Annotated in this window: 15 protein-coding genes and 1 riboswitch; of the genes, 4 read left to right on the top strand and 11 right to left on the bottom strand. The window is 71.5% G+C overall.

The features are described from left to right. Positions 1–7: 7 nt before the first annotated feature. The 4 genes from DER29_RS15500 to DER29_RS15485 all read right to left on the bottom strand — a co-directional run bounded on the left by DER29_RS15500 (position 8) and on the right by DER29_RS15485 (position 6018). Positions 8–1003 (bottom strand): ribonucleotide-diphosphate reductase subunit beta, encoded by a 996-nt coding sequence (locus tag DER29_RS15500; RefSeq protein ID WP_233599822.1) that lies wholly within the window; start codon positions 1001–1003, stop codon positions 8–10. A gap of 35 nt (positions 1004–1038) precedes the next feature. Beyond that, on the bottom strand, positions 1039–3387 hold the full coding sequence (locus tag DER29_RS15495) for a ribonucleoside-diphosphate reductase subunit alpha (RefSeq protein WP_121399257.1): 2349 nt from the start codon (positions 3385–3387) through the stop codon (positions 1039–1041). Between the two features lie 202 nt (positions 3388–3589). After that, positions 3590–3806, bottom strand: a riboswitch (cobalamin riboswitch). A 358-nt stretch (positions 3807–4164) separates the two neighbouring features. Continuing rightward, positions 4165–5262, bottom strand: coding sequence for an N-acetylmuramoyl-L-alanine amidase (locus DER29_RS15490; RefSeq protein WP_233599820.1), 1098 nt, complete (start codon positions 5260–5262; stop codon positions 4165–4167). 216 nt (positions 5263–5478) lie between these two features. Further along, the gene (locus tag DER29_RS15485; protein WP_148710057.1) at positions 5479–6018 is read right to left on the bottom strand and encodes a hypothetical protein; all 540 of its coding nucleotides are present in this window, start codon (positions 6016–6018) and stop codon (positions 5479–5481) included. A gap of 480 nt (positions 6019–6498) precedes the next feature. Here DER29_RS15485 and DER29_RS15480 point away from each other — a divergent pair, with 480 nt between their 5' ends. Beyond that, positions 6499–7230, top strand: coding sequence for a dienelactone hydrolase family protein (locus DER29_RS15480; RefSeq protein ID WP_121397971.1), 732 nt, complete (start codon positions 6499–6501; stop codon positions 7228–7230). A 123-nt stretch (positions 7231–7353) separates the two neighbouring features. Here DER29_RS15480 and metH read toward each other — a convergent pair whose 3' ends face one another. Further along, the gene (metH, locus tag DER29_RS15475) at positions 7354–10869 is read right to left on the bottom strand and encodes a methionine synthase (protein WP_199729314.1); all 3516 of its coding nucleotides are present in this window, start codon (positions 10867–10869) and stop codon (positions 7354–7356) included. A gap of 261 nt (positions 10870–11130) precedes the next feature. On the opposite strand from metH, the gene DER29_RS15470 reads away from it, so the two are divergent. Then, positions 11131–12000 carry a PAC2 family protein gene (locus DER29_RS15470; protein ID WP_089000610.1) on the top strand — a complete coding sequence of 290 codons (870 nt, stop codon included), beginning with the start codon at positions 11131–11133 and terminating at the stop codon, positions 11998–12000. Between the two features lie 126 nt (positions 12001–12126). Further along, a complete protein-coding gene (locus DER29_RS15465; protein WP_121399255.1) occupies positions 12127–12918 on the top strand; it encodes a GntR family transcriptional regulator in 792 nt (263 codons plus the stop codon). Between the two features lie 122 nt (positions 12919–13040). On the opposite strand, the gene mshC is transcribed toward DER29_RS15465, so the two are convergent. The 4 genes from mshC to DER29_RS15445 form a co-directional block, all read right to left on the bottom strand. Further along, entirely contained in the window at positions 13041–14279 is a 1239-nt protein-coding gene (gene mshC, locus DER29_RS15460; protein ID WP_121397969.1) for a cysteine--1-D-myo-inosityl 2-amino-2-deoxy-alpha-D-glucopyranoside ligase, read from the bottom strand. Positions 14280–14387: 108 nt separating this feature from the next. Then, positions 14388–15206, bottom strand: coding sequence for an SCO1664 family protein (locus DER29_RS15455; protein ID WP_121397968.1), 819 nt, complete (start codon positions 15204–15206; stop codon positions 14388–14390). Beyond that, positions 15203–15784, bottom strand: a complete 582-nt coding sequence (locus DER29_RS15450; protein WP_121397967.1) for a DUF3090 domain-containing protein — start codon at positions 15782–15784, stop codon at positions 15203–15205. The genes DER29_RS15455 and DER29_RS15450 overlap by 4 nt, the downstream gene beginning before the upstream one ends. A 265-nt stretch (positions 15785–16049) precedes the next feature. After that, positions 16050–16763 (bottom strand): histidine phosphatase family protein, encoded by a 714-nt coding sequence (locus DER29_RS15445; RefSeq protein ID WP_121397966.1) that lies wholly within the window; start codon positions 16761–16763, stop codon positions 16050–16052. 1015 nt (positions 16764–17778) lie between these two features. Here DER29_RS15445 and DER29_RS15440 point away from each other — a divergent pair. Next, positions 17779–18375 carry a hypothetical protein gene (locus DER29_RS15440; protein ID WP_121397965.1) on the top strand — a complete coding sequence of 199 codons (597 nt, stop codon included), beginning with the start codon at positions 17779–17781 and terminating at the stop codon, positions 18373–18375. A 133-nt stretch (positions 18376–18508) separates the two neighbouring features. Here the strand turns inward: DER29_RS15440 and DER29_RS15435 are convergent, their stop codons facing one another. Next, entirely contained in the window at positions 18509–19345 is an 837-nt protein-coding gene (locus tag DER29_RS15435; protein WP_121397964.1) for an undecaprenyl-diphosphate phosphatase, read from the bottom strand. Continuing rightward, the gene (locus DER29_RS15430; RefSeq protein ID WP_121397963.1) at positions 19342–20394 is read right to left on the bottom strand and encodes an LLM class F420-dependent oxidoreductase; all 1053 of its coding nucleotides are present in this window, start codon (positions 20392–20394) and stop codon (positions 19342–19344) included. Before DER29_RS15430 ends, DER29_RS15435 begins: the two co-directional genes overlap by 4 nt. Between the last annotated feature and the right edge of the window lie 138 nt (positions 20395–20532).

The raw sequence follows: 20532 nt of genomic DNA, 5'->3' as shown, positions 1-20532 counted from the left end.
CGCCGTACTAGAAGTCGTCGTCGAAGGCCACCGTGCCGCTCACCCCGACCTGGTACGCCGACACGCGCCGCTCGAAGAAGTTCGACAGCTCCTGGACGTCCTGCAACTCCATGAACGCGAACGGGTTGGTCGAGCCGTAGTGGGCGGGGATGCCGAGCTGCGCGAGCCGCCGGTCGGCGACGTGTTGCAGGTACTCGCGCATGTCGGCCAGGGACAGCCCGGGTACCCCCTGGCCGAGCAGGTCCTCGGCGAACTGGACCTCGCACTCGACGGCCTCGGCGAGCATCTGCCGCACCTGAGCGGCCAGCTCGTCGTCGAACAGGTCCGGCTCCTCCCCCCGGACCGTCTCCACCACGTCGAAGGCGAAGGCCATGTGCATGGACTCGTCGCGGAACACCCAGTTGGTGCCCGACGCCAGGCCGTGCAGCAGCCCCCGGGAGCGCAGGAAGTAGACGTAGGCGAAGGCGCCGTAGAAGAACAACCCCTCGATGCAGGCGGCGAAGCAGATCAGGTTGAGCAGGAAGGCCCGCCGGTCCTGTCGGGTACGCAGCTGCCGCAGCTCGCCCAGCGAGTCGATCCAGCGGAAGCAGAACTCCGCCTTGCGCCGGATCGACGGGATGTTCTCGATGGCGGCGAACGCGGCGAAGCGTTCGGTCTCGTCGGGCACGTAGGTGTCGAGCAGGTTGAGGTAGAACTGGACGTGCACGGCCTCCTCGAACAGTTGCCGCGACAGGTAGAGCCGGCCCTCCGGCGAGTTGACGTGCTGGTACAGGTTGAGCACGAGGTTGTTGGCGACGATGGTGTCGCCGGTGGCGAAGAACGCGACGAGGCGGCTGACCAGGTGCCGCTCGGCCGGGGAGAGCCGGTCGAGGTCGGCGAGGTCAGCGTGCAGGTCGACCTCCTCCACCGTCCAGGTGTTGCGGATGGCGTCGCGGAAGCGGTCGAAGAAGTGCGGGTAGCGCATCGGGCGCAGGGTGAGATCCATCCCCGGGTCGAGCAGCATGTGTGTGGTCCTCGGTTCGCTGGTGGTCGTGGCGGTCACTGGCAGGCCTCGCACGACTCGGGGTTCTCCAGGGAGCAGGCCAGCGCCTCGTCGACGGTCGCCACCGCCGCGACCACGCCGGCGGCGGCGCGGGCCGGCCCGACGGGCGCGACGGTGGCCTGCTGGATCCGGGTGGCCGGCCGCGAACGCAGGTAGTACGTCGTCTTCAGCCCGGCCTTCCAGGCGTACAGGTACATCGAGGAGAGCTTGCCGATCGTCGGCGCGGCCAGGAACAGGTTCAACGACTGCGACTGGTCGATGTACGGGGCGCGGGCCGCGGCCAGGTCGATCAGCGCCCGCTGCGGCAGCTCCCATGCGGTACGGAACAGCTCCCGCACCTCGGCCGGCAGTTCCGCGACGTCCTGCACGGAGCCCTCGGCGCGCTTGATCGCCGAGCGGATCCGCTCCGTCCACAGGCCACGCGCCTTCAACTCCCGCACGAGGGCGGTGTTGACCTGGAGGAACTCCCCCGACAGGGTCTCGCGCTTGAACAGGTTGGACACCTGCGGCTCGATGCACTCGTAACAACCGGCGATCGAGGCGATGGTGGCGGTCGGCGCGATCGCCACCAGCAGCGAGTTGCGCAGCCCGTACGCGGCGACCCGCTCCCGCAGCGCGCTCCACCGCGCCGTCTGGGTCCCCGTGACACCCCACAGGTCGGGTTGCAGCTGCCCGCGCGCCGCCCGGGTCTGCCCGTACGCCGGGTGGGCGCCCGAGCGTCGCGCCAGGTCGGCGGAGGTCTCCAGGGCGGTCAGGTACAGCTCCTCGCTGATCCGGGTGGACAACTCCCGGGCGGCCGGGGAGTCGAACGGCAGCCGCAGCGCGAAGAACACGTCCTGCAGGCCCATCAGGCCGAGCCCGACGGGACGCCAGCGGGGATTGCTCGCCGCCGCCTGCGGCGTCGGGTAGTAGTTGATGTCGATGACCCGGTCGAGGTACGTCACGGCGGTGCGGACGGTGGCGCGCAGCCGCTCCCAGTCGATGCCGTCCGCGCCCAGGTGGGCGGCGAGGTTCACCGAACCGAGGTTGCACACGGCGGTCTCGGCGTCGCTGGAGACCTCGACGATCTCGGTGCACAGGTTGGACAGGTGCACCACGTTGCCCGCCTCGGCGGTCTGGTTGCACAGCCGGTTCGCGGCGTCCTTGAACGTCATCCACCCGTTGCCGGTCTGGGCGAGGGTGCGCATCATCCGTCCGTACAGCTCCCGCGCCGGGACCTGCCGCACGTAGCGGCCCTGCTCCTCGGCGGCCCGGTACGCCGCGTCGAACTCCTCCCCCCACAGGTCCGGCAGCTCCGGCACCACGTCCGGGTCGAACAGCGACCACACCCCGTCGGACTCCACCCGCCGCATGAACTCGTCCGGGATCCAGTTGGCCAGGTTCAGGTTGTGGGTGCGCCGGGCGTCCTCACCGGTGTTGTCCCGCAGTTGGAGGAACTCCTCGACGTCCGGGTGCCACGGTTCCAGGTAGACGCAGGCCGCCCCCTTGCGCCGGCCGCCCTGGTTGACCGCCGCCACCGAGGCGTCCAACGTCCGCAGCCACGGCACGATCCCGTTGGACTGCCCGTTGGTGCCCCTGATCAGCGCGCCCCGCGAGCGGACCCGCGAGAACGCGATGCCGATCCCTCCGGCGAACTTCGACAGGTTCGCCACCTGCGCGTACCGCTGGTAGATCGAGTCGAGCTCGTCGCGCGGGGAGTCGACCAGGTAGCAGGAGGACATCTGGGTGTGCCGGGTGCCGGAGTTGAACAACGTCGGCGAACTCGGCAGGTACGCCAGGCTCGACATCAGCCGGTAGAACTCGATCGCCTCGTCCGGTGCCTGCGACAGGCCGCAGGCCACGCGAAGCAGCCAGTACTGCGGGGTCTCCAGCACCAGCCGGCTCGTCGGGTGGCGCAGCAGGTACCGGTCGTAGACCGTCCGCAGCCCGAAGTACTCGAAGCGCAGGTCACCGCGCGGATCGACGGCCGCGTCGAGGGCGCTCGCGTGGGCGGCGACGAACGCCGCGGTGTCGTCGCCGATCAGGCCCTCGGCGTGGCCGCGCCGGATCGCCTCGCTGAAGGAGCCGATGCCCTGCCGGCGGACCTCCTTGTCGACGTACCCGGCCAGCAGGCGGGCGGCCAGCCGCGAGTACTGCGGCTCCTCACCGAGCATCTCCGCGGCGGTCTGGATGGACAGCCGGTCCAGTTCGGCCGTCGTCGCCCCGTCGTACAGGCCGCTGATCGTCCGGGTCGCCACCCGCAGCGGGTCGACGTCGGCGAGGTCGTCGGCCCACCGCTCGACCGCACGGACGATCCTGTTGACGTCGACCGCCTCGGTGCCGCCGTCGCGCTTGCGGACCCGCATCTGCGGCCGCCGCTGGCCCGCCACGGCCGCATCGTCGGCCGGAACAACCTCGGTGACTGTCACCACTCACTCCTCGCGAGCCTTGATCCCAGACGGAATTCCTGGGCACGCGGGGAGCGGACACCGACGACGACGCGCGCCGGGCACGCGTCGGGATGGCGTCGGCCGTCCCACGCGGCCTCGGACCGCCGCACACCCGGATGCGGGCGTACGGCGCACTGGCAGGTCTTCGGACTCGCGGGCGCGACCGGACTCGCCGGTCTCCTACTGGCCGTCGCTTCCCAGGCCGCTGGCGGCCCAGTGCTGATGACGGCGGTCGTTCCCACTCACCGCTGCGGGGCAGTCCCGGATTCCCACCGGGTTCCCTCTTGCCTCGACCGCTCCGGATGAGCGGCCGAACCAGCTGCGCCGACACCATATATAGGGTTGGCGTCGTTGTCACACCCCACATGTCGGTCTCGGGCGTGTCGTCGGCGGCCCGGGTGACGCCCGTCGATCGCCGGCCCGGCGTCCGCGTCGATGCCCGCCCGCGGCGGCTCGCAGGGCTGTCGTCCCCTCGGTACAGTCGCGGCCGTGGACACCACAGGCGCCTGAGTGTGCTGGGCCCGGATCGCGCTCCACCACGGCGGGCAGCAGCGGCGACTGTGGCCGGAGGAGGATCGGCCGGCGGCGCGGTCCTGGTCTGCCGGGTGCGCGAATTCCACAACTGGCACGGACGTGGGAGCGGACCGGGATCCTGTGGTCACACGATCCCGGTCCGCCCCCAGGGCGGTGCGGTCAGACCTTGGTGACCCGGACGGCGTCAGCCACCACGTAGCCGGGGGTGCTGGTCCAGCGGCTCACCGCGACCAGGTTGCGGTCACCGGCGGCCAGTCCGAAGGTGCCCAGCGAGCGCCACACGCCGCCGCTGGAGCGCTGGTCCACGTTGACCGTGCGGTTGCCCGAGGCGGTGACGACGACGTGCGGGGCCGAGCTGTTGTAACCGGGGTCGGCCGGGTGCCGCACCTCGATCCGGTAGTCGCCGGCCGTCGGGATGTTCACCTTGAACCAGGCGGCGTCGCTGGCGGGCGTGGGGTTGGCGAAGCGGTAGTCGGCCCCGTAGCGCTGGGCCGAGTACGAGGAGGTGCCCCAGTTGGTGCTCGCCGTGAACCGCCCCGCCGTGGCGTTGTCCACGATGGTGCCGCCCGTGGGCGGCGGGTTGGTGGTGCCGAGGCCGAGGTAGGCGGCGATACCCTCGGCGTGCCCCCGGGCGACGGCGGTGATGAAGTCCGCCCGCTTGAGCAGGTTCGAGTCGGCGACGCTGTCGATGAAGAGGTTCTCGGTCAGCACCGCGGGCATGGCCGCCTCGCGCAGCATGTGGAAGTTCGCGGTCTTCAGCCCTCGGTCGGTGACCCCGCCGATCGTCCGCATGGCGCCGATCACCCTCGGGTGCAGCGCGTTGTGCAGGTTGACGGTGGCCGCCCCCGCCGTCGGGTACCGGTAGCTCTCGAAGCCGGTGCCGCCGCCGGAGTTGATGTGCACGCTCACGAGCAGGTTCGCGCCCCACGCGTTGGCGTCGTCCGTGCGGTACGCCAGGCTGCGGGTGATGTCGGTCGTCCGGGACATCCGGACGTCGACGCCCCAGTTGGCCAGCAGGATGTTGCGCAGTTGCAGGGAGATGTCGAGCGTCAGGGCCTTCTCCTGCAGCCCGTTGCCGACCGCGCCGGGGTCGGTGCCGCCGTGGCCCGGGTCGATGTAGACCTTCGGCAACGCCGCCCACGCGGGGCCGGCGACGATGGGGACGGCCGCGGCGCCGGCGACGGCCGCCAAGAGGGTACGCCGCCGAAGCGTCGGGTTGTCGAACATGTGCACCTCGTCATCGGGAGAGATCGACACTGCTCGGCAATATAGCGGGACATCGATAGAACATGAAAGATGTCTACGTCCCTGGATCTGAGATATGAAGGTTTCCTCCTCCGGGCCACCGCGCCGGCCCGTGCCCCGCCGGCGCGCCCGGGCCGGGCGGGGCACGCTGGCCATCGTCGACGAGCCGCGCCGGCCCGACGCCGACCGCCCCGGACGGGACCGGTCGCCGAAGCCGTACGACACCCGTCAGTCATTCGCCGCCCCCTCGATGGACACCCCCTCGCGGGCACCGTCGAAGCGACCCCGGCCACGACGTCCACCGACGCTCACATCACCTGAGCTGACCATTCCATCTGCCAGAGCGATCCCGTGTTCAGCGATCAGACGGGTGATCCCCGGATACCAGGACGCGGAACTCGCGTAATGGTGCTGAAGTGCCGGACTGGAAGAGAACGTGTCGACGATGTACGCCCTCCACCCCTCCTCGCCCTTGGCGTTCAAGTCCTTCCGTCGATACCAAATCCACTCGAAGGTGTCCAGGATCAGTTCCGCGGCAGCTCGGATCCTGTGCCGATCCGGCTCATCGTCACCGACAGGCTTTCCGTCATAAAAGTAGGGCCGGATCTCGGGATATTCCAGGAACGTCTTGTCCAACTCCCTGAAGAGACCGATGACGCCGTAGTAAGTGGAGACGTGATGGGCCCGCCGGGACAAACGGTGGCTGTAGATCGCAGACAGCACCGCGGTCACTATCGCCACGACTGCCAAGATGTCTGATGATTCCATGCAGGATCCCGGTATTTCCATTCTAGGAATAAGACCTCGACGGGGAAGAAGACACGAGCCACCACGCTGGAATCACGCCCGGAGCGACCCCGGCCGTCGCCGACCGGGCTCGCCGCCGTCCACTGGCGTCCAGGTGCAGCGCAAACGTTCGTCAAGAGCGCGGTGACAACGGGGGCGACCAAACCGCCCGACGACTCCGGTCAGGCGTCTCGTAGATTGACTCATACCAACATTGTCCTGACAGCCGCAACCCGACTCGGCATCTCGACACTCCTGTGGGGCTCACGTGGCCAGGGCGACGAAACCGACGCGGCGGGCGGTGCGGCCGCCCCAGACATGGATGAAGCCTTGTGGTACGTTCGGCGTCGCTGTGCTGCGAGCTGAGGAGGTGAGACCGATCAACGCTATGACAGGTCGGGACTCCCTCCCCCGCACGGCCTAGGGAGTGTCCGCAAAGGCATTCCGAAAGGCTTGAACGCTATGCGCTTCATCTCCGAGACGTCGTCCGACGGTGTCTCCGAACAGCTGTTCACCCTCGGTGAGATTCCCGGCGTGCTGTGGACGCCAGAGGGTGCCGCCGGCGCTCGTCCTCTCATTTTCATGGGACACGGCGGCGGTCAACACAAGAAGGCGCCCGGCGTCGTGGCCCGTGCGCGCCGCTTCGTGGCCGAGTGTGGTTTCGCGGTGGCGGCGGTCGACGTGCCCGGCCATGGCGACCGGCCGAAGGTCGAGGAGTACCACCGGATCGCGACCGAGAACCAGGCGCGCGCGGACGCCGGGCAGGAGTTGGCTCCGCTGATCGCTGGTTTCCAGGCGCTCGTAGCCCGCCGGACCGTTCCGGAATGGCAGGCGGTCCTGGACGCGGTCCAGCGACTCGAACACGTCGGCGCTGGACCCGTGGGCTACTGGGGCGTGTCGTTGGGCTGCGGACTCGGCGTTCCGTTCGTTGCCGCCGAATCCCGGGTCCGTGCGGCGGTGCTGGGCCTGGGCGGGGCGCTGGCATCAGCCGAGGCCGCCGCGCGGATCACCGTCCCGGTGGAGTTCCTGCTCCAGTGGGACGATGAGCGGGTGCCACGGGCCCAGGGCTTGGCGCTGTTCGACGCCTTGGCCTCAGCCGAGAAGACGCTGCACGCTAACCCCGGCAAGCACGGGGAGATCCCGGCATTCGAGCTGGAAAGCACGCTACGGTTCTTCGCCCGGCACCTCGGCTGATACCGCGGCCCGCGACGCGCCGATCGGGATCAGCTCCCGATCGGCGCGTTCAGCGAACACTGCTTGGCGTGACGACAAAACTCCGGTCCGAGAGATCGACGACGAGTTCAGCACCTGCGCCCGTCACTTGGCGTTGAAGTAGCTCGCCTCCGGGTGGTGCACCACGATCGCGTCCGTCGCCTGCTCCGGCATCAGCTGGAACTCCTCCGACAGCTGCACGCCGATGCGCTCCGCGCCCAGCAACTCCACGATCTTCGCCCGGTCCTCCAGGTCGGGGCAGGCCGGGTAGCCGAACGCGTACCGGCAGCCCCGGTAGTCGGTGCGCAGCAGACCCGCCAGGTCCGCCGGATCGTCGTCGGCCACCGTACGACCGCCCGGCAGGATCAGCTCGGAGCGGATCCGCCGGTGCCAGTACTCCGCGAGGGCCTCGGTGAGCTGCACGGACAGCCCGTGCACCTCCAGGTAGTCGCGGTACTCGTTGCGGGCGAACATCTTCGCCGTGTACTCGCTGATCGGCTGCCCCACCGTGACCAACTGCAACGCCACCACGTCCAGCTCGTCGCCGCGCGGACGGAAGAAGTCGGCCAGGCAGAGCCGCCGCTCCTGCCGCTGCCGGGGGAAGGAGAACCGCGCCCGCTCGGAGTGCCCGTTCTCGTCCAGCACCACCAGGTCGTTGCCCTCGGCGTACGCCGGGAAGTAGCCGTACACCACGGCCGCCTCCAGCACCTGGTCGGCGATCAGCCGGTCCAGCCAGTAGCGCAGCCGGGGCCGGCCCTCGGTCTCCACCAACTCCTCGTAGGACGGGCCCTGCCCGCTGCGGGCCCCCCGCAGGCCCCACTGCCCGAGGAAGGTGGCCCGCTCGTCGAGCAGGGCCGCGTAGTCGGCCAGCGGCACGCCCTTGACCACCCGGGTGCCCAGGAACGGCGGGGCGGGCACCTCCACGTCGGTGGCCACGTCGGAGCGGACCGAGGCGTCGTCCAGCTCCGGCAGCGACTCACTGACGATCGCCCGCTGCCGCTCGCGGCGCGCCCGCCGGGCCGCCAACGCCGCCTCCCGCTCCGGGTCGATCACGGGCGCCCCACCGCGCTTCGCCGTCATCACCCGGTCCATCAGCGACAGTCCCTCGAAGGCGTCCCGGGCGTAGTGCACCTGGCCGGGGAACATCGCCCGCAGGTCGTCCTCGACGTACGCCCGCGTCAGCGCCGCCCCGCCCAGCAGCACCGGCCAGCGCTCCGCGACCCCGCGCGACGCCATCTCGGCGAGGTTCTCCTTCATGATCACGGTGCTCTTGACCAGCAGCCCGGACATGCCGATCGCGTCGGCCCGGTGCTGCTCGGCGGCCTCCAGGATCGCGTTGATCGGCTGCTTGATGCCGATGTTGACGACCTCGTAGCCGTTGTTGGACAGGATGATGTCCACCAGGTTCTTGCCGATGTCGTGCACGTCCCCGCGCACCGTGGCCAGCACGATGCGGCCCTTGCCGCCGTCCTCGGCGGTCTCCATGTGCGGCTCCAGGTACGCCACGGCGGTCTTCATCACCTCGGCGGACTGGAGCACGAACGGCAGCTGCATCTGGCCGGAGCCGAACAGCTCGCCGACGACCTTCATGCCGTCGAGCAGGATGTCGTTGATGATGGACAGCGGGCTGCGCCCCTGCGCCATCGCCGCGTCCAGGTCGGCCTCCAGGCCGTTGCGCTCGCCGTCGATGATCCGCCGCTTCAGCCGCTCCTCCAGCGGCAGCGCGGCCAACTCCTCCGCCCGCCCGGCCCGCGCCGACGCGGCGTCCACGCCCTCGAAGATCTCGATGAACTTCTGCACCGGGTCGTAACCCTCGCGGCGCCGGTCGTAGACGAGGTCCAGCGCCACCTCCCGCTGCTCGTCGGGGATCTTGTTGAACGGCAGGATCTTGCTGGCGTGCACGATGGCGCTGGTCAGGCCGGCCTCGCGGCACTCGTGCAGGAAGACCGAGTTGAGCACCTGCCGGGCCGCCGGGTTGAGCCCGAACGAGACGTTGGAGATGCCGAGGGTGAAGTTGACCCCCGGATAGCGGCGGGCGATCTCCCGGATCGCCTCGATGGTCTCGATGCCGTCGCGCCGGGTCTCCTCCTGGCCGGTGGCGATCGGGAACGTCAGCGCGTCGATCAGGATGTCCGAGCGGTCCATCCCCCACCGCCCGGTGAGGTCGTCGATCAGCCGCCCCGCGACCCGTACCTTCCAGTCGGCGGTCCGCGCCTGCCCCTCCTCGTCGATGAGCAGCGCCACCACGGCGGCGCCGTGCTCGCGGACGATGGGCATCACCCGGGCGTAGCGGGATTCCGGTCCGTCCCCGTCCTCGAAGTTGACCGAGTTGACCACGCACCGGCCGCCGAGCATCTCCAGCCCCGCCTCGATCACCGGCGGCTCGGTCGAGTCCAGCATGATCGGCAGGGTGGAGGCGGTGGCGAAGCGGCCCGCGAGCTCACGCATGTCCTGCGTGCCGTCGCGCCCGACGTAGTCGACGCAGAGGTCCAGCAGGTGCGAGCCGTCGCGGGCCTGGCTACGGGCGATCTCCACGCAGGCGCGCCAGTCGCCGGCGAGCATGGCCTCGCGGAACGCCTTGGAACCGTTGGCGTTGGTCCGCTCCCCCACCATCAGCAGGGAGGCGTCCTGGGCGAACGGCACCGGGTGGTAGACCGACGAGACGCCGGCCTCGTGCCGCGGCTCGCGGGGCGCCGGGCGCGCGCCGTGCAGGCGCTCGGAGAGGACCCGGATGTGCTCGGGGGTGGTGCCGCAGCAGCCGCCCACCAGCGAGACGCCGTACTCGGTGACGAAGCGCTCCAGCGCGTCGGCCAGCTCCACCGGGGTCAGCGGGAAGTACGCCCCGTCGGCGGTCAGCACCGGCAGGCCGGCGTTCGGCATCACCGACAGCGGGATCCGGGAGTGCCGGGAGAGGTAGCGCAGGTGCTCGCCCATCTCGGCCGGCCCGGTCGAGCAGTTCAGCCCGATCAGGTCGACCCCCAACGGCTCGATGGCCGCCAGCGCCGCCCCGATCTCGCTGCCCACCAGCATGGTGCCGGTGGTCTCCACGGCGACGTGGCAGATGATCGGCACCGTCCGGCCGAGCCGGGCCATGGCCCGCTTCGAGCCGACCACGGCGGCCTTGACCTGCAGCAGGTCCTGGCAGGTCTCCACGATCAGCGCGTCCGACCCGCCCTCGATCAGGCCCTCGGCGTTCTCCTGGTACGCGTCGCGCAGGGTCGCGTAGTCGGCGTGCCCGAGGGTCGGCAGCTTGGTGCCCGGGCCGATCGAGCCCAGCACGAAGCGGGGTCGCTCGGGGGTGGCGTACGCGTCGGCGGCCTCCCGGGCGAGGCGGGCCCCGGCCTCGGAGAGTTCGCGGATGCGGTGCTGGATGTCGTACTCACCCAGGTTGGCCAGGTTGGCCCCGAAGGTGTTCGTCTCGACGCAGTCCGCCCCGGCGGCCAGGTACGCCTCGTGCACCCCGCGTACGACGTCCGGCCGGGTGGCGTTGAGGACCTCGTTGCAGCCCTCGTAGCCCTCGAAGTCGTCCAGGGTGAGGTCGGCCGCCTGCAACATCGTGCCCATGGCGCCGTCGGCGATGAGAATCCGGTCTGCCAGTACGTCGAGCAATGAGGTCCGCACGGAATCAGGTTAGTGCCGTCGCCGCCCGATCGATTCCCCCGCACGTGCCTTCCCACATTGTGTCAGCGGGATCACGCTGTCCGGTTCATCGTGGTATGACCGGCCGCCGCCGGGCCCGACCGGCGCGGCCGACGGGCCGCATCCCGCCCCGACACGTAGGCTGACGGACGTGAAGGACTACAGCGACAGCACCACGCCCGGCGGGCGGACGACCGGGTCCGGTCCCGGCGCCGCCCCCGACGAGCAGGGTGAGGTGACGGCGTGACCGAGTTCGACGGACTGCCGGTGCTGCGGTCCCCCGTGGCGATCGCCGCGTTCGAGGGCTGGAACGACGCCGCCGACGCCTCGACCGCCGCCGTCGAGCACCTGGAGCAGGTGTGGCAGGCCCGGCAGGTCACCGAGCTGGACCCGGAGGACTTCTACGACTTCCAGGTCAGCCGCCCCACCATCACCATGGCCGAGGGCGAGACCCGCCGGGTGGAGTGGCCGACGACGCGCTTCATGGTGGCCAGCCCCGAGGGCACCGAACGGGACGTCGTGCTGATCCGGGGCATCGAGCCGAGCATGCGTTGGCGCACCTTCTGCGAGCAGGTGCTGGAGATCTGCCACAGCCTGGAGGTCGAGCGGGTGGTCGTGCTCGGCGCGCTGCTGGCCGACGTGCCGTACACCCGGCCGCTGCCCATCAGCGGCAGCGCCTCCGACGCGGAGGCCGCCCAGCGCTACCAGCTCACCCCCACCCGCTACGACGGGCCGACCGGGATCGTCGGCGTGCTGCACGACGCCTGCAACAAGGCCGAGGTCGACGCCGTCTCCTTCTGGGTGCACGTGCCGCACTACGCCAACAACCCGCCCTGCCCGAAGGCCACCCTCGCCCTGCTGCACCGCGTCGAGGAGGTGCTCGACCTGCCGGTTCCCATGACCGACCTGGCCGAGGAGGCCGCCGAGTGGGAGCAGCGGGTGCGCAGCGCCGCCGAGCAGGACGCCGAGCTCGGCGAGTACGTGCGCGAGCTGGAGGAACGCGTCGGCGACGCGGGCATCACGCCGCTGACGGGTGACGAGATCGCCCAGGAGTTCGAGAAGTACCTGCGCCGCCGCGGCGGCTCCGCCGGCCCCACTGCCGGTTCCTGGTAACACTCCTGCCTGCCCCACCGGCCCCGGACACGTGTCGTTCGGGGCCGGTGTTTTGGCGTGTCCGGGGTGGCGCGGTCACCACCTCTAGGGCATCCTAGGAACCTAGCTGTGATCGAGGAGGCGGGCATGCAGATCAATCCGGGGGCGGCCGAGTTCCCGCATCGGCAGATCGCCGCGCAGCTCAAGGCCCAGATCCGCCGCGGCGACTGGGCTCCGGGCGAGCGGCTGCCGTCAATCCCGGCCATCGCCGAGATGTTCGGTGTGGCGAAGCAGACCGTGCAGCGCGCCGTCGACCAGCTGCGGGTCGAGGGCATCCTGATCACCAAGCCCGGCTCCGGGACGTACGTCCGAGGCACCCGGCGGCGGCTCAACCGGCTCTCCCGGGGCCGCTACGGCGGCTTCCGCGGCTACCACACCGACCTGGCTGCGCGGTACCGCCAGCAGCTCGTCTCCGTCGGCCGGGCCCCCGCCCCGCCGGAGGTGGCCGACGCGTTCGGGGTGGCCGACGGCACCGACCTGCTCTGCCGGCGCCACCTCGTGCGCACCGAGGACTCCCCCGTCGAGGTGGGCGCCTCGTGGTTCCTGCCCGCCGACGCCGCCGGCACCTCGCTGGAGCGCGCCGAGGCGTTCGGCCGGCCGCTCTACCAGGAAGCCGAGGAGGCCACCGGCCGGCGGTACGTCTCGGCCACCGACACCATCAGCGCCCGCCAGCCCAGCCGGGAGGAGGCCGAGATCCTCCAGATCCGCCCCGACACCCCGGTGCTGCACCTGCTGCACGTCGCCTACGACGGCCACCGCAAGCCGATCGAGGTCGCCCAGGCCACCTGGCCCGGCCCGGTCACCACGCTGACCGAGGAGTACAAGATCCCCGCCCCGGCCCCCGACCCCACTCCGGACCCCGGCCTGGTCCTGGGCTGACCCCCCCCCGCCGATCATGCACTTCTGGTGGGCGGTCACCGCCGTTCCGCACCCTTCGCGGGGCACCACGACTGCATGATCGACGCCGCCAGGGAGGGCGGGTGGGGGCGGGTGGGGTGGAGTCAGAGGCGGATGCCGAGGAGGGCGTCCAGGGTGGCGGCGAAGAGGGCGGGGGCGGCCGGGTCGTCGGCGGTGCCGGCGAGGGTCGCCTCGGCCCACCCGTCGGCCAGCGCCAGGGCGCCCGGCGAGTCCAGGTCGTCGGCGAGGCGGGCGCGTACGCCGGCCAGGAACTCGTCGCCCGACGGACCGGCTGGCGCGGCGGCGGCCTGCCGCCAACGGGCCAGCCGCTCGACCGACGTCGCGAGCAGCTCGTCGGTCCAGGCGCGGTCGGCGCGGTAGTGCCCGGACAGCAGGGCCAGCCGGACCGCCATCGAGTCGACCTGGTCGGCGCGCAGCCGGGAGACGAAGACCAGGTTGCCCCGGGACTTCGACATCTTCTCGCCGTCGAGGCCGATCATGCCGGCGTGCACGTAGTGCGCGGCGAACGGTGCCGCGCCGGTGAGCCGCTCGGCGTGCGCGGCCGAGCACTCGTGGTGGGGGAAGATCAGGTCGTTGCCGCCGCCCTGCACGTCGATCCGGTCGCCGAGCAGGTTGAGCGCGATGACCGTGCACTCGATGTGCCAGCCGGGGCGGCCGGCGCCCAGCTCGCCACCCGGCCAGGACGGCTCGCCGTCGCGGGCGCCGCGCCACAGCAGCGGGTCGAGCGGGTCGCGCTTGCCGGCCCGGTCCGGGTCGCCCCCGCGCTCGGGGAAGATCTCCAGCATCTGCTCGCGGGTCAGGTTGGACTCGTAGCCGAAGCGGGGGGAGGCGGCGAGGTCGAAGTAGACGTCGCCGGTCCCGTCGTCCAGGCGGTACGCGGCCCCGTCCTTGAGCAGCAGGAGGACCTTGTCGGCGATGTCGGGGATCGACTCCACCGCACCGACGTAGCGCGCCGGCGGAATGATCCGCAGCGCCTCCATGTCCTCCCGGAACAATGCGGTCTCCCGCATCGCCAGGACCTTCCAGTCCTCGCCGTCCCGCTCGGCCCGCTCCAGCAGCGGATCGTCGATGTCGGTGACGTTCTGCACGTAGCGCACGTCCCGGCCGGCGTCCCGCCACACCCGCTGCACCAGGTCGAACGCGATCATGGTGGCGGCGTGGCCCAGGTGCGTGGCGTCGTACGGGGTGATGCCGCAGACGTACATGGTCGCGGTGCCGGCCGGATCGCTCGTGTGGGTGCCCTGCCGCGCCGAGTCGAACAACGACAGCGGCTGGCCCCTGCCCGGCAGCCGCGGCACCTCATGTCCCGCCCAAGAGTCCATGACCGTCAGCCTAACGAGCCGGCGCAGTGCGGCAGGCCCGGCCCACAGTGATCATCATGACAGCCTCGGGGGCGCGTCGGCGGGGCCGGATCGCCGCGCGTCGCGCGTTCACATGGGGGGCCAGGGCACCGCCGGCCAGTCCTGCGACGGCTGCGGGAACAGGCCGGTGTGCCGCAGCCGGTCGACCCGGGCCGCCAGTTCGGCGACCTCCCGGAGGGTCAGGTGGTCGGCCAGTTCGGCGCCGAGCGCCCCGGGCAGCTGGCCGGCAAGCCCGTCGAGCATCTCCACGGCGTCCGCGGGCAGCCGCCGGCCAGCCCAGCCCCAGAGCACCGTGCGCAGCTTCTCCTCGACGTGGAAGCTCACCCCGTGGTCGACGCCGTAGATCCGGTCGTCCGGACCGACCAGCACGTGCCCGCCCTTGCGGTCCGCGTTGTTGATGACCGCGTCGAGCACCGCGAGCCGGGCCAGTCTCGGATCGTCGGCGTGGGCCAACGCGTACGGTGTGCCGTCGTCGTCGCGGGCCGCGGCGATCGCGAACCAGCGGGGCGGCAGCGCGTCGGCCGGCACGAACCCGACCAGGGGCTCGGCCTCCTCCGGCTCGTCGATCCAGAGCTGGCACGATCCCGGCCCGAACGGGCCGTCGCGCAGCACCGTCGGCGGCACCAGGTCCCACCCGGTGGCCCGGGAGACCACGTACGCCGAGACCTCCCGGCCGGCCAGCGTGCCGTCCGGGAAGTCCCACAGCGGGCGCTCGCCGCGTACCGGCTTGTAGACGCAGCGGGCCGTGACCCCGTTGAGGGTCAGGATGCCCCGCAGGGTGGTGTTGGAGGCGTCGACGAGCCGCCCCTCCAGGTCCAGGTGGCCGTCCCGGAGCAACCGGAGCGCGGCCTCACCGTCCTGTCGGGGCTGGAGATCCGACGACGTCACCGGTGGTAACCGTTGTGGCGCGGACAGAGATGACCGGCGGGATCCAGCGGCTGGCCGCAGAGCGGGCAGGGCGGACGACCGGCGTTGACCACCCGCCGGGCCCGCTCGATGAACTGGCGGGTCGCCTCGGGGGTCAGCCGCACCCGGAGCCTGTCGAGGTCCTCGTCGGGCTCCTCGTCCTCGTCCTCGGCGTCCTCGTCGTCGGGCTCGCCGAGCTCGACCTCGACCTCCGCCTCGCCCACGGCGATGGCCTCGATCACCACGGTCGCGGTGTCCACGTCGAACGCCAGCCCGAGCGTGCCGACCCGGAACTCCTCGTCGACCGGCGTGTCCAGCGGGTCGTTGTCCCCAACGACGGCCACCGGCTCGGGCAGCTCCACGCCGAAGCGGCGCTGCGCCTCGGAGAGCAGCTCCTCGAGCTTCTCGGCCAGCAACGACACCTGGACCTTCTCCAGCGCGACGCTGACCAGCCGGCCACCGCCGCGCGCCTGGAGGAAGAACGTGCGCTCCCCCGGCGGGCCGACCGTCCCGGCGACGAACCGCTCCGGCGGCTCGAAGGCGTGCACCTGGTGGGTCATACCCACGACCCTATCCGGCGCACCACAGCGCCGCGCACCCCACCGACCCGAATCGCCGTGCGCCCGCCGCGCCCGGTGCACGGCGCGCCACACCCGGGCGTGGCGGCCGGCGGGAGCCCGGGCGCGCGCCGGCGCGTGGTCGTCAACCGGGCTCCCGGCCCGCGCCGGGGCATGGTCGCGGACGGGGCGACCGCCACGCCCCGGTAGCGTCCCGCCGGAGGCCGCGCCGTGCCGTGGGGCCGTGGGCCGGGGAGCCGCCGGCCCGTCACCGGCCCGCTCCCGCGCCGCCGCCGACCGGGGCGTCGGAGTCGGCCGCGCCGGCCGCCTTCGCCGCCCGTCGGTGCCGCTTGCGCGGCGGCGGCACCAGCCCGGCCAGGTCGCCGCCGGTGTCGTTGAGCCGCACCAGGAACGGCCGCAGCGGCGTGTAACGGATCGCCGTCACCGAGGCCGGGTCGGCCACGATCCGCTGGAACAGATCCAGGTGTACGCCGAGCGCGTCGGCCACGATCGCCTTGATCACGTCGCCGTGGCTGCACGCCAGCCAGACCGCCTCGGGGCCGTGCTCCGCGGTGATCCGGGCGTCCCACGTACGCACCGCGGCGACCGCCCGCGCCGCCATCGCCGCCATCGACTCCCCCTCGGGGAAGACCGCGGCGCTCGGGTGCTGCTGGACCACCGGCCAGAGCGGCTCCTTGGCGAGCTTCTTCAGCGGCTGCCCCTCCCAGGCCCCGTAGCCGCACTCGATCAGCCCCTCCTCCACCACCGGGCTGGCCTGGGGCAACGCCAGTTCCAGGGTCTGCCGGCACCGGATCAGCGGGCTGGTCACCACCGCCGCGAGCGGCACCGCCCGCAGCCGCTCGCCGACCGCGCTCGCCTGGGCCCGGCCCGTCTCGTCCAGCTCCACGGGCTGGCGGCCGGCCAGCCCGCCGTCCGCGTTCGCGGTCGTCCGGCCGTGTCGCAGAAGCAGAAGGGTCGCCACGGGACCACCCTATGACCTGCGCCCGGCGGCGGTCGTCCACTGGTGTGCGTGGGATGGCCACGGATGCGGTCCTCGTGTCGCCGCCCCGGTCATCGGCCGCCACTGGTTGCGGTGTCGTCGTGGGGGGTGTGGCCTGCCGTGCCCGGCTCCGGGCGGTCAGGCTTGATCCCTGCGCCGGGCACGGCGGGCCACACCCCGTCGGTGCCCGCTCACCGTCGTCGGCTCACTCTCCATTCCGGGCCGTGCCCGCCCTGCATCCCTAGCGTCCGCCCGCGCGCCTGCGCCCGTGGCGCTGCGCTCCGCCTGCCTCGTAGCGTCTGGTGGTCAGGGCGTGTGGACGTTTCCCGGGCGTTGTGGGTACATGACGTCCTGATCTCGGCCGGTTGGTTCACGAGCGCGTCCCATGATCCGTTGACGTGGGCCCGGGCGGAGGGCAGCGGGGAGCTCGGGGGGAGCGTCAACCGATCATGCGTGCCGGTCGGCGGCACCGGTGGCTCCTGGTACGAAACCGCCCCGCCACGGGCCGTCTCGTACCAAGGTCCCACAAAGGTCGCGCCTCGGCCCCCGGGCGCGGATGGTGTCCGGCCACGTCTTGGGTGTCCGGTGCGGCATGGGCGGGCGTCATCGGGTTCACGATTCGGGGTGCGTGTCCGGTTTCGGGGTGTGACCGGGGGCATCGTGGGGGCGGAATCGTGGCTGCGGCGGGGTCGTTACACCCTGCGTACGACCGAGCAAGGACGCGCCGCTACACCGATGGTGCGGCCCCGGAATGATGGCGGGCCGGCGGTCGTTACACATGGTCCGGCCGACGTGAGGGCATCCCCCGCCCCGCGAACAGCCCGATCCTCCCGGCCGACACGGCCAATCTGATCCCCCGGTCGATACGGCCGATCTGGTCTTCCACTTCGGCGAGACGCCGGAGATCCCCTTGAGTTCATGGGCGCCGGACGGTGCTTGCATCCGCGTAGCCGATCCCCCTCGGTGCGGGTGCCAACCCCCGAATGGAGCATCTTCGATGAACACGATCATTCGTAACAGCATGCTCGGTATCGCCGGTCTGGCGTTCGCCGGTGGTGTGGCCGCCGGCCCGATGACCGACACCACCCACACCAGCGCCCCGAGCGTGGACACCACCGCCGTCGCCGTCGCCGTGCGCGCCGACAAGCCGGACATGGGCACGCTGGTGCCGCATGGTGTGCAGGGCGCGCAGTCGCGTATCGACCTGTCCGACGAGCAGGTCGCCAACGTCAAGGCCATCATCGCCGCGACGAAGAAGGCCGGCATGAACGAGCGCGCCGCCGTGGTCTCGATCGCGACCGCGTTGCAGGAGTCGAAGCTGGAGAACCTGGGTCATCTGGGTGACCGCAACGACCACGACTCGCAGGGCCTGTTCCAGCAGCGCCCCTCCAGCGGGTGGGGCACCGTCGAGCAGATCACCGACCCCGAGTACTCGACGACGGCGTTCCTCAAGGGCCTCAAGCAGGTCGACGGGTGGCAGGACATGCCCCTGACCAAGGCCGCCCAGACGGTGCAGGTGTCGGCGTACCCCGACCACTACGCCCAGTGGGAGCAGCAGGCCGCCGACCTCGTCGCCGAGCACTGGAACAGCTGACCCGAACACGACTGACACAGACTTTCCACCACAAGGGGGATCGCCGGCCGGCACCGTTGACTCGGTGCCGGCCGGCGGCACATCCACCGCCGGTGTCGCGCGGGCCCGGGAGCCCCGGGCGCGGGCGGGCGGGTCAGGTGGCGCTGATGGTGCCCGTCATCAGCAGGGCGAGCACCAGGGTGCCCAGCGCGACCCGGTACAGCACGAAGACGTACAGGGTGTGGTGGGCGACGTAGCGCAGCAGCCAGGCGATGGCCGCGTACCCCACGCCGAAGGCGATGATGGTGGCGACGATCATCTGGGCCACGCTCGGCACCGACGTGCCGGGGGCCGCCGGTTCGAACACGTCACCGACGCTGAAGATCCCGGACATCACCACCGCCGGGATGGCGAGCAGGAACGAGTAGCGCGCCGCCGCCTCCCGGGTGAGGTTGAGCAGCAGCCCGGCGGTGAGCGTGCCGCCGGAGCGGGACACCCCGGGGATCAGCGCCATCGCCTGGGCGAAACCCATCACCACGCCGTCCCGCATCCGGAAGTTCTCCAGGGTCCGGCTCTGCCGGCCCCAGTACTCGGCGAACGCGAGCACGAACGCGAACACGATCAGGGTGGTGGCCACCAGCCACAGGTTCCGACCGGCGGTGCGGATCTGGTCCTTGAACAGGAAACCGAACAACCCGATCGGGATCGAGCCGACGATGACGTACCAGCCCATCCGGTAGTCGAGGCTGGAGCGCACCGACTTGTCCCTGATGCCGACCAGCCACGTACGGGTGATGCGCCAGATGTCCTTGGCGAAGTAGATCAGCACCGCCGCCTCGGTGCCCAGCTGGGTGACCGCGGTGAACGACGCTCCGGCGTCCTGGTCGAAAAAGATCGCCGAGGTGATCCGCAGGTGACCGGACGAGCTGACCGGAAGGAACTCCGTCAGTCCCTGGACGACGCCCAGGACGATGGCCTCGATCCAGGTCACTCCCCGACTCCCGAGAGGTCCAGCGCCTCGGCGACGGTACGCAGGGTGTGCACGCCGCTGTCCCGGTCTGCGGCGAACAGGCTCACGGACAGGGTGGTGACGCCGGCAGCGGCGTACTCCCGCATCCGCTCGGCGATGCGCTCCTTCGGGCCCAGCAGCGAGGTGCGGTCGATGAACTCCATCGGCACCGCGGCGGCCGCGTCGCGCTGCCGCTTGGCCAGGTAGAGCTCCTGCACCTCGCGGGCGGCGTCGCCGTAGCCCATGCGGGTGGCCAGCTGGTTGTAGAAGTTCTGCTGGCGGCTGCCCATGCCGCCGACGTAGAGGGCCGCGTACCAGCGGACCAACTCGGCGCAGGTGGCGATGTCGTCGCCGACCACCACGGGCACCGACGGAACCACGTCGAAGCCGGCCAGCTCCTTGCCGGCCTTCGCCCGACCGGCGCGCACCGACGCGAGCTGCTCCTCGGCGAACTCGGGGGCGTAGAAGACGGCCAGCCAGCCGTCGGCGATCTCGCCGGCCAGTTCCAGGTTCTTCGGGCCCACGGCCGCGAGGTAGATCGGTATGTGCTCGCGCGGCGGGTGGAAGCCCAGCTTCAGCGCCTTGCCCGGGCCGTCGGGCAGCGGCAGCGTGTAGAACTCGCCGTCGTACGCGACAGCCTTGCGGGCGACGGCCAGCTTCACGATGTCCACGAACTCGCGGGTCCGCGCCAGCGGCTTGGCGAACCGCACGCCGTGCCAGCCCTCGGAGACCTGCGGGCCGGACACGCCGAGGCCCAGCCGGAACCGGCCGCCGGACAGCGCGTCGATGGTCGCCGCGGTCATCGCGGTCATCGCCGGGGTACGGGCGGGGATCTGCATCACCGCGCTGCCCAGGTCGATCCGCTCCGTCTGCCCGGCCATCCAGGCGAGCATGCTCGGCGAGTCGGAGCCGTAGGCCTCCGCCGCCCACACCACCGAGTAGCCGAGCCGGTCCGCCTCCTGGGCGAAAGCCAGGTGATCGGCCGGCGTGCTCCACGCCGTCTGGTATCCGAGGCTGAGCCCGAGTCGCACTAGGTCCTCCCCCATCCGCACCACAGGTCGCATCAGGTTACGCAATGCCGGGAGGCGGCCCGTTCACCGGTCGCCACAACCGGGGGCGACGCCCGGACGGTCGGAAACGCGACGCGCCCGGCACACTTGACGGGAGCG

The sequence above is a fragment of the Micromonospora sp. M71_S20 genome (genome assembly GCF_003664255.1).
In the GTDB taxonomy this organism is placed as follows: Bacteria; Actinomycetota; Actinomycetes; order Mycobacteriales; family Micromonosporaceae; genus Micromonospora.
The sequence above is the reverse complement of the archived record's forward strand: the minus strand, read 5'-3'. Positions and strand labels throughout refer to the sequence as shown.

Bases quoted from the DNA above. Each gene is read 5' to 3' on its own strand.
- DER29_RS15500 (WP_233599822.1), bottom strand. From the start codon at position 1,003: ATGCTGCTCGACCCGGGGATGGATCTCACCCTGCGCCCGATGCGCTAC.
- DER29_RS15495 (WP_121399257.1), bottom strand. From the start codon at position 3,387: ATGCGGGTCCGCAAGCGCGACGGCGGCACCGAGGCGGTCGACGTCAAC.
- DER29_RS15485 (WP_148710057.1), bottom strand. From the start codon at position 6,018: ATGGAATCATCAGACATCTTGGCAGTCGTGGCGATAGTGACCGCGGTG.
- DER29_RS15480 (WP_121397971.1), top strand. From the start codon at position 6,499: ATGCGCTTCATCTCCGAGACGTCGTCCGACGGTGTCTCCGAACAGCTG.
- DER29_RS15465 (WP_121399255.1), top strand. From the start codon at position 12,127: ATGCAGATCAATCCGGGGGCGGCCGAGTTCCCGCATCGGCAGATCGCC.
- mshC (WP_121397969.1), bottom strand. From the start codon at position 14,279: ATGGACTCTTGGGCGGGACATGAGGTGCCGCGGCTGCCGGGCAGGGGC.
- DER29_RS15450 (WP_121397967.1), bottom strand. From the start codon at position 15,784: ATGACCCACCAGGTGCACGCCTTCGAGCCGCCGGAGCGGTTCGTCGCC.
- DER29_RS15440 (WP_121397965.1), top strand. From the start codon at position 17,779: ATGAACACGATCATTCGTAACAGCATGCTCGGTATCGCCGGTCTGGCG.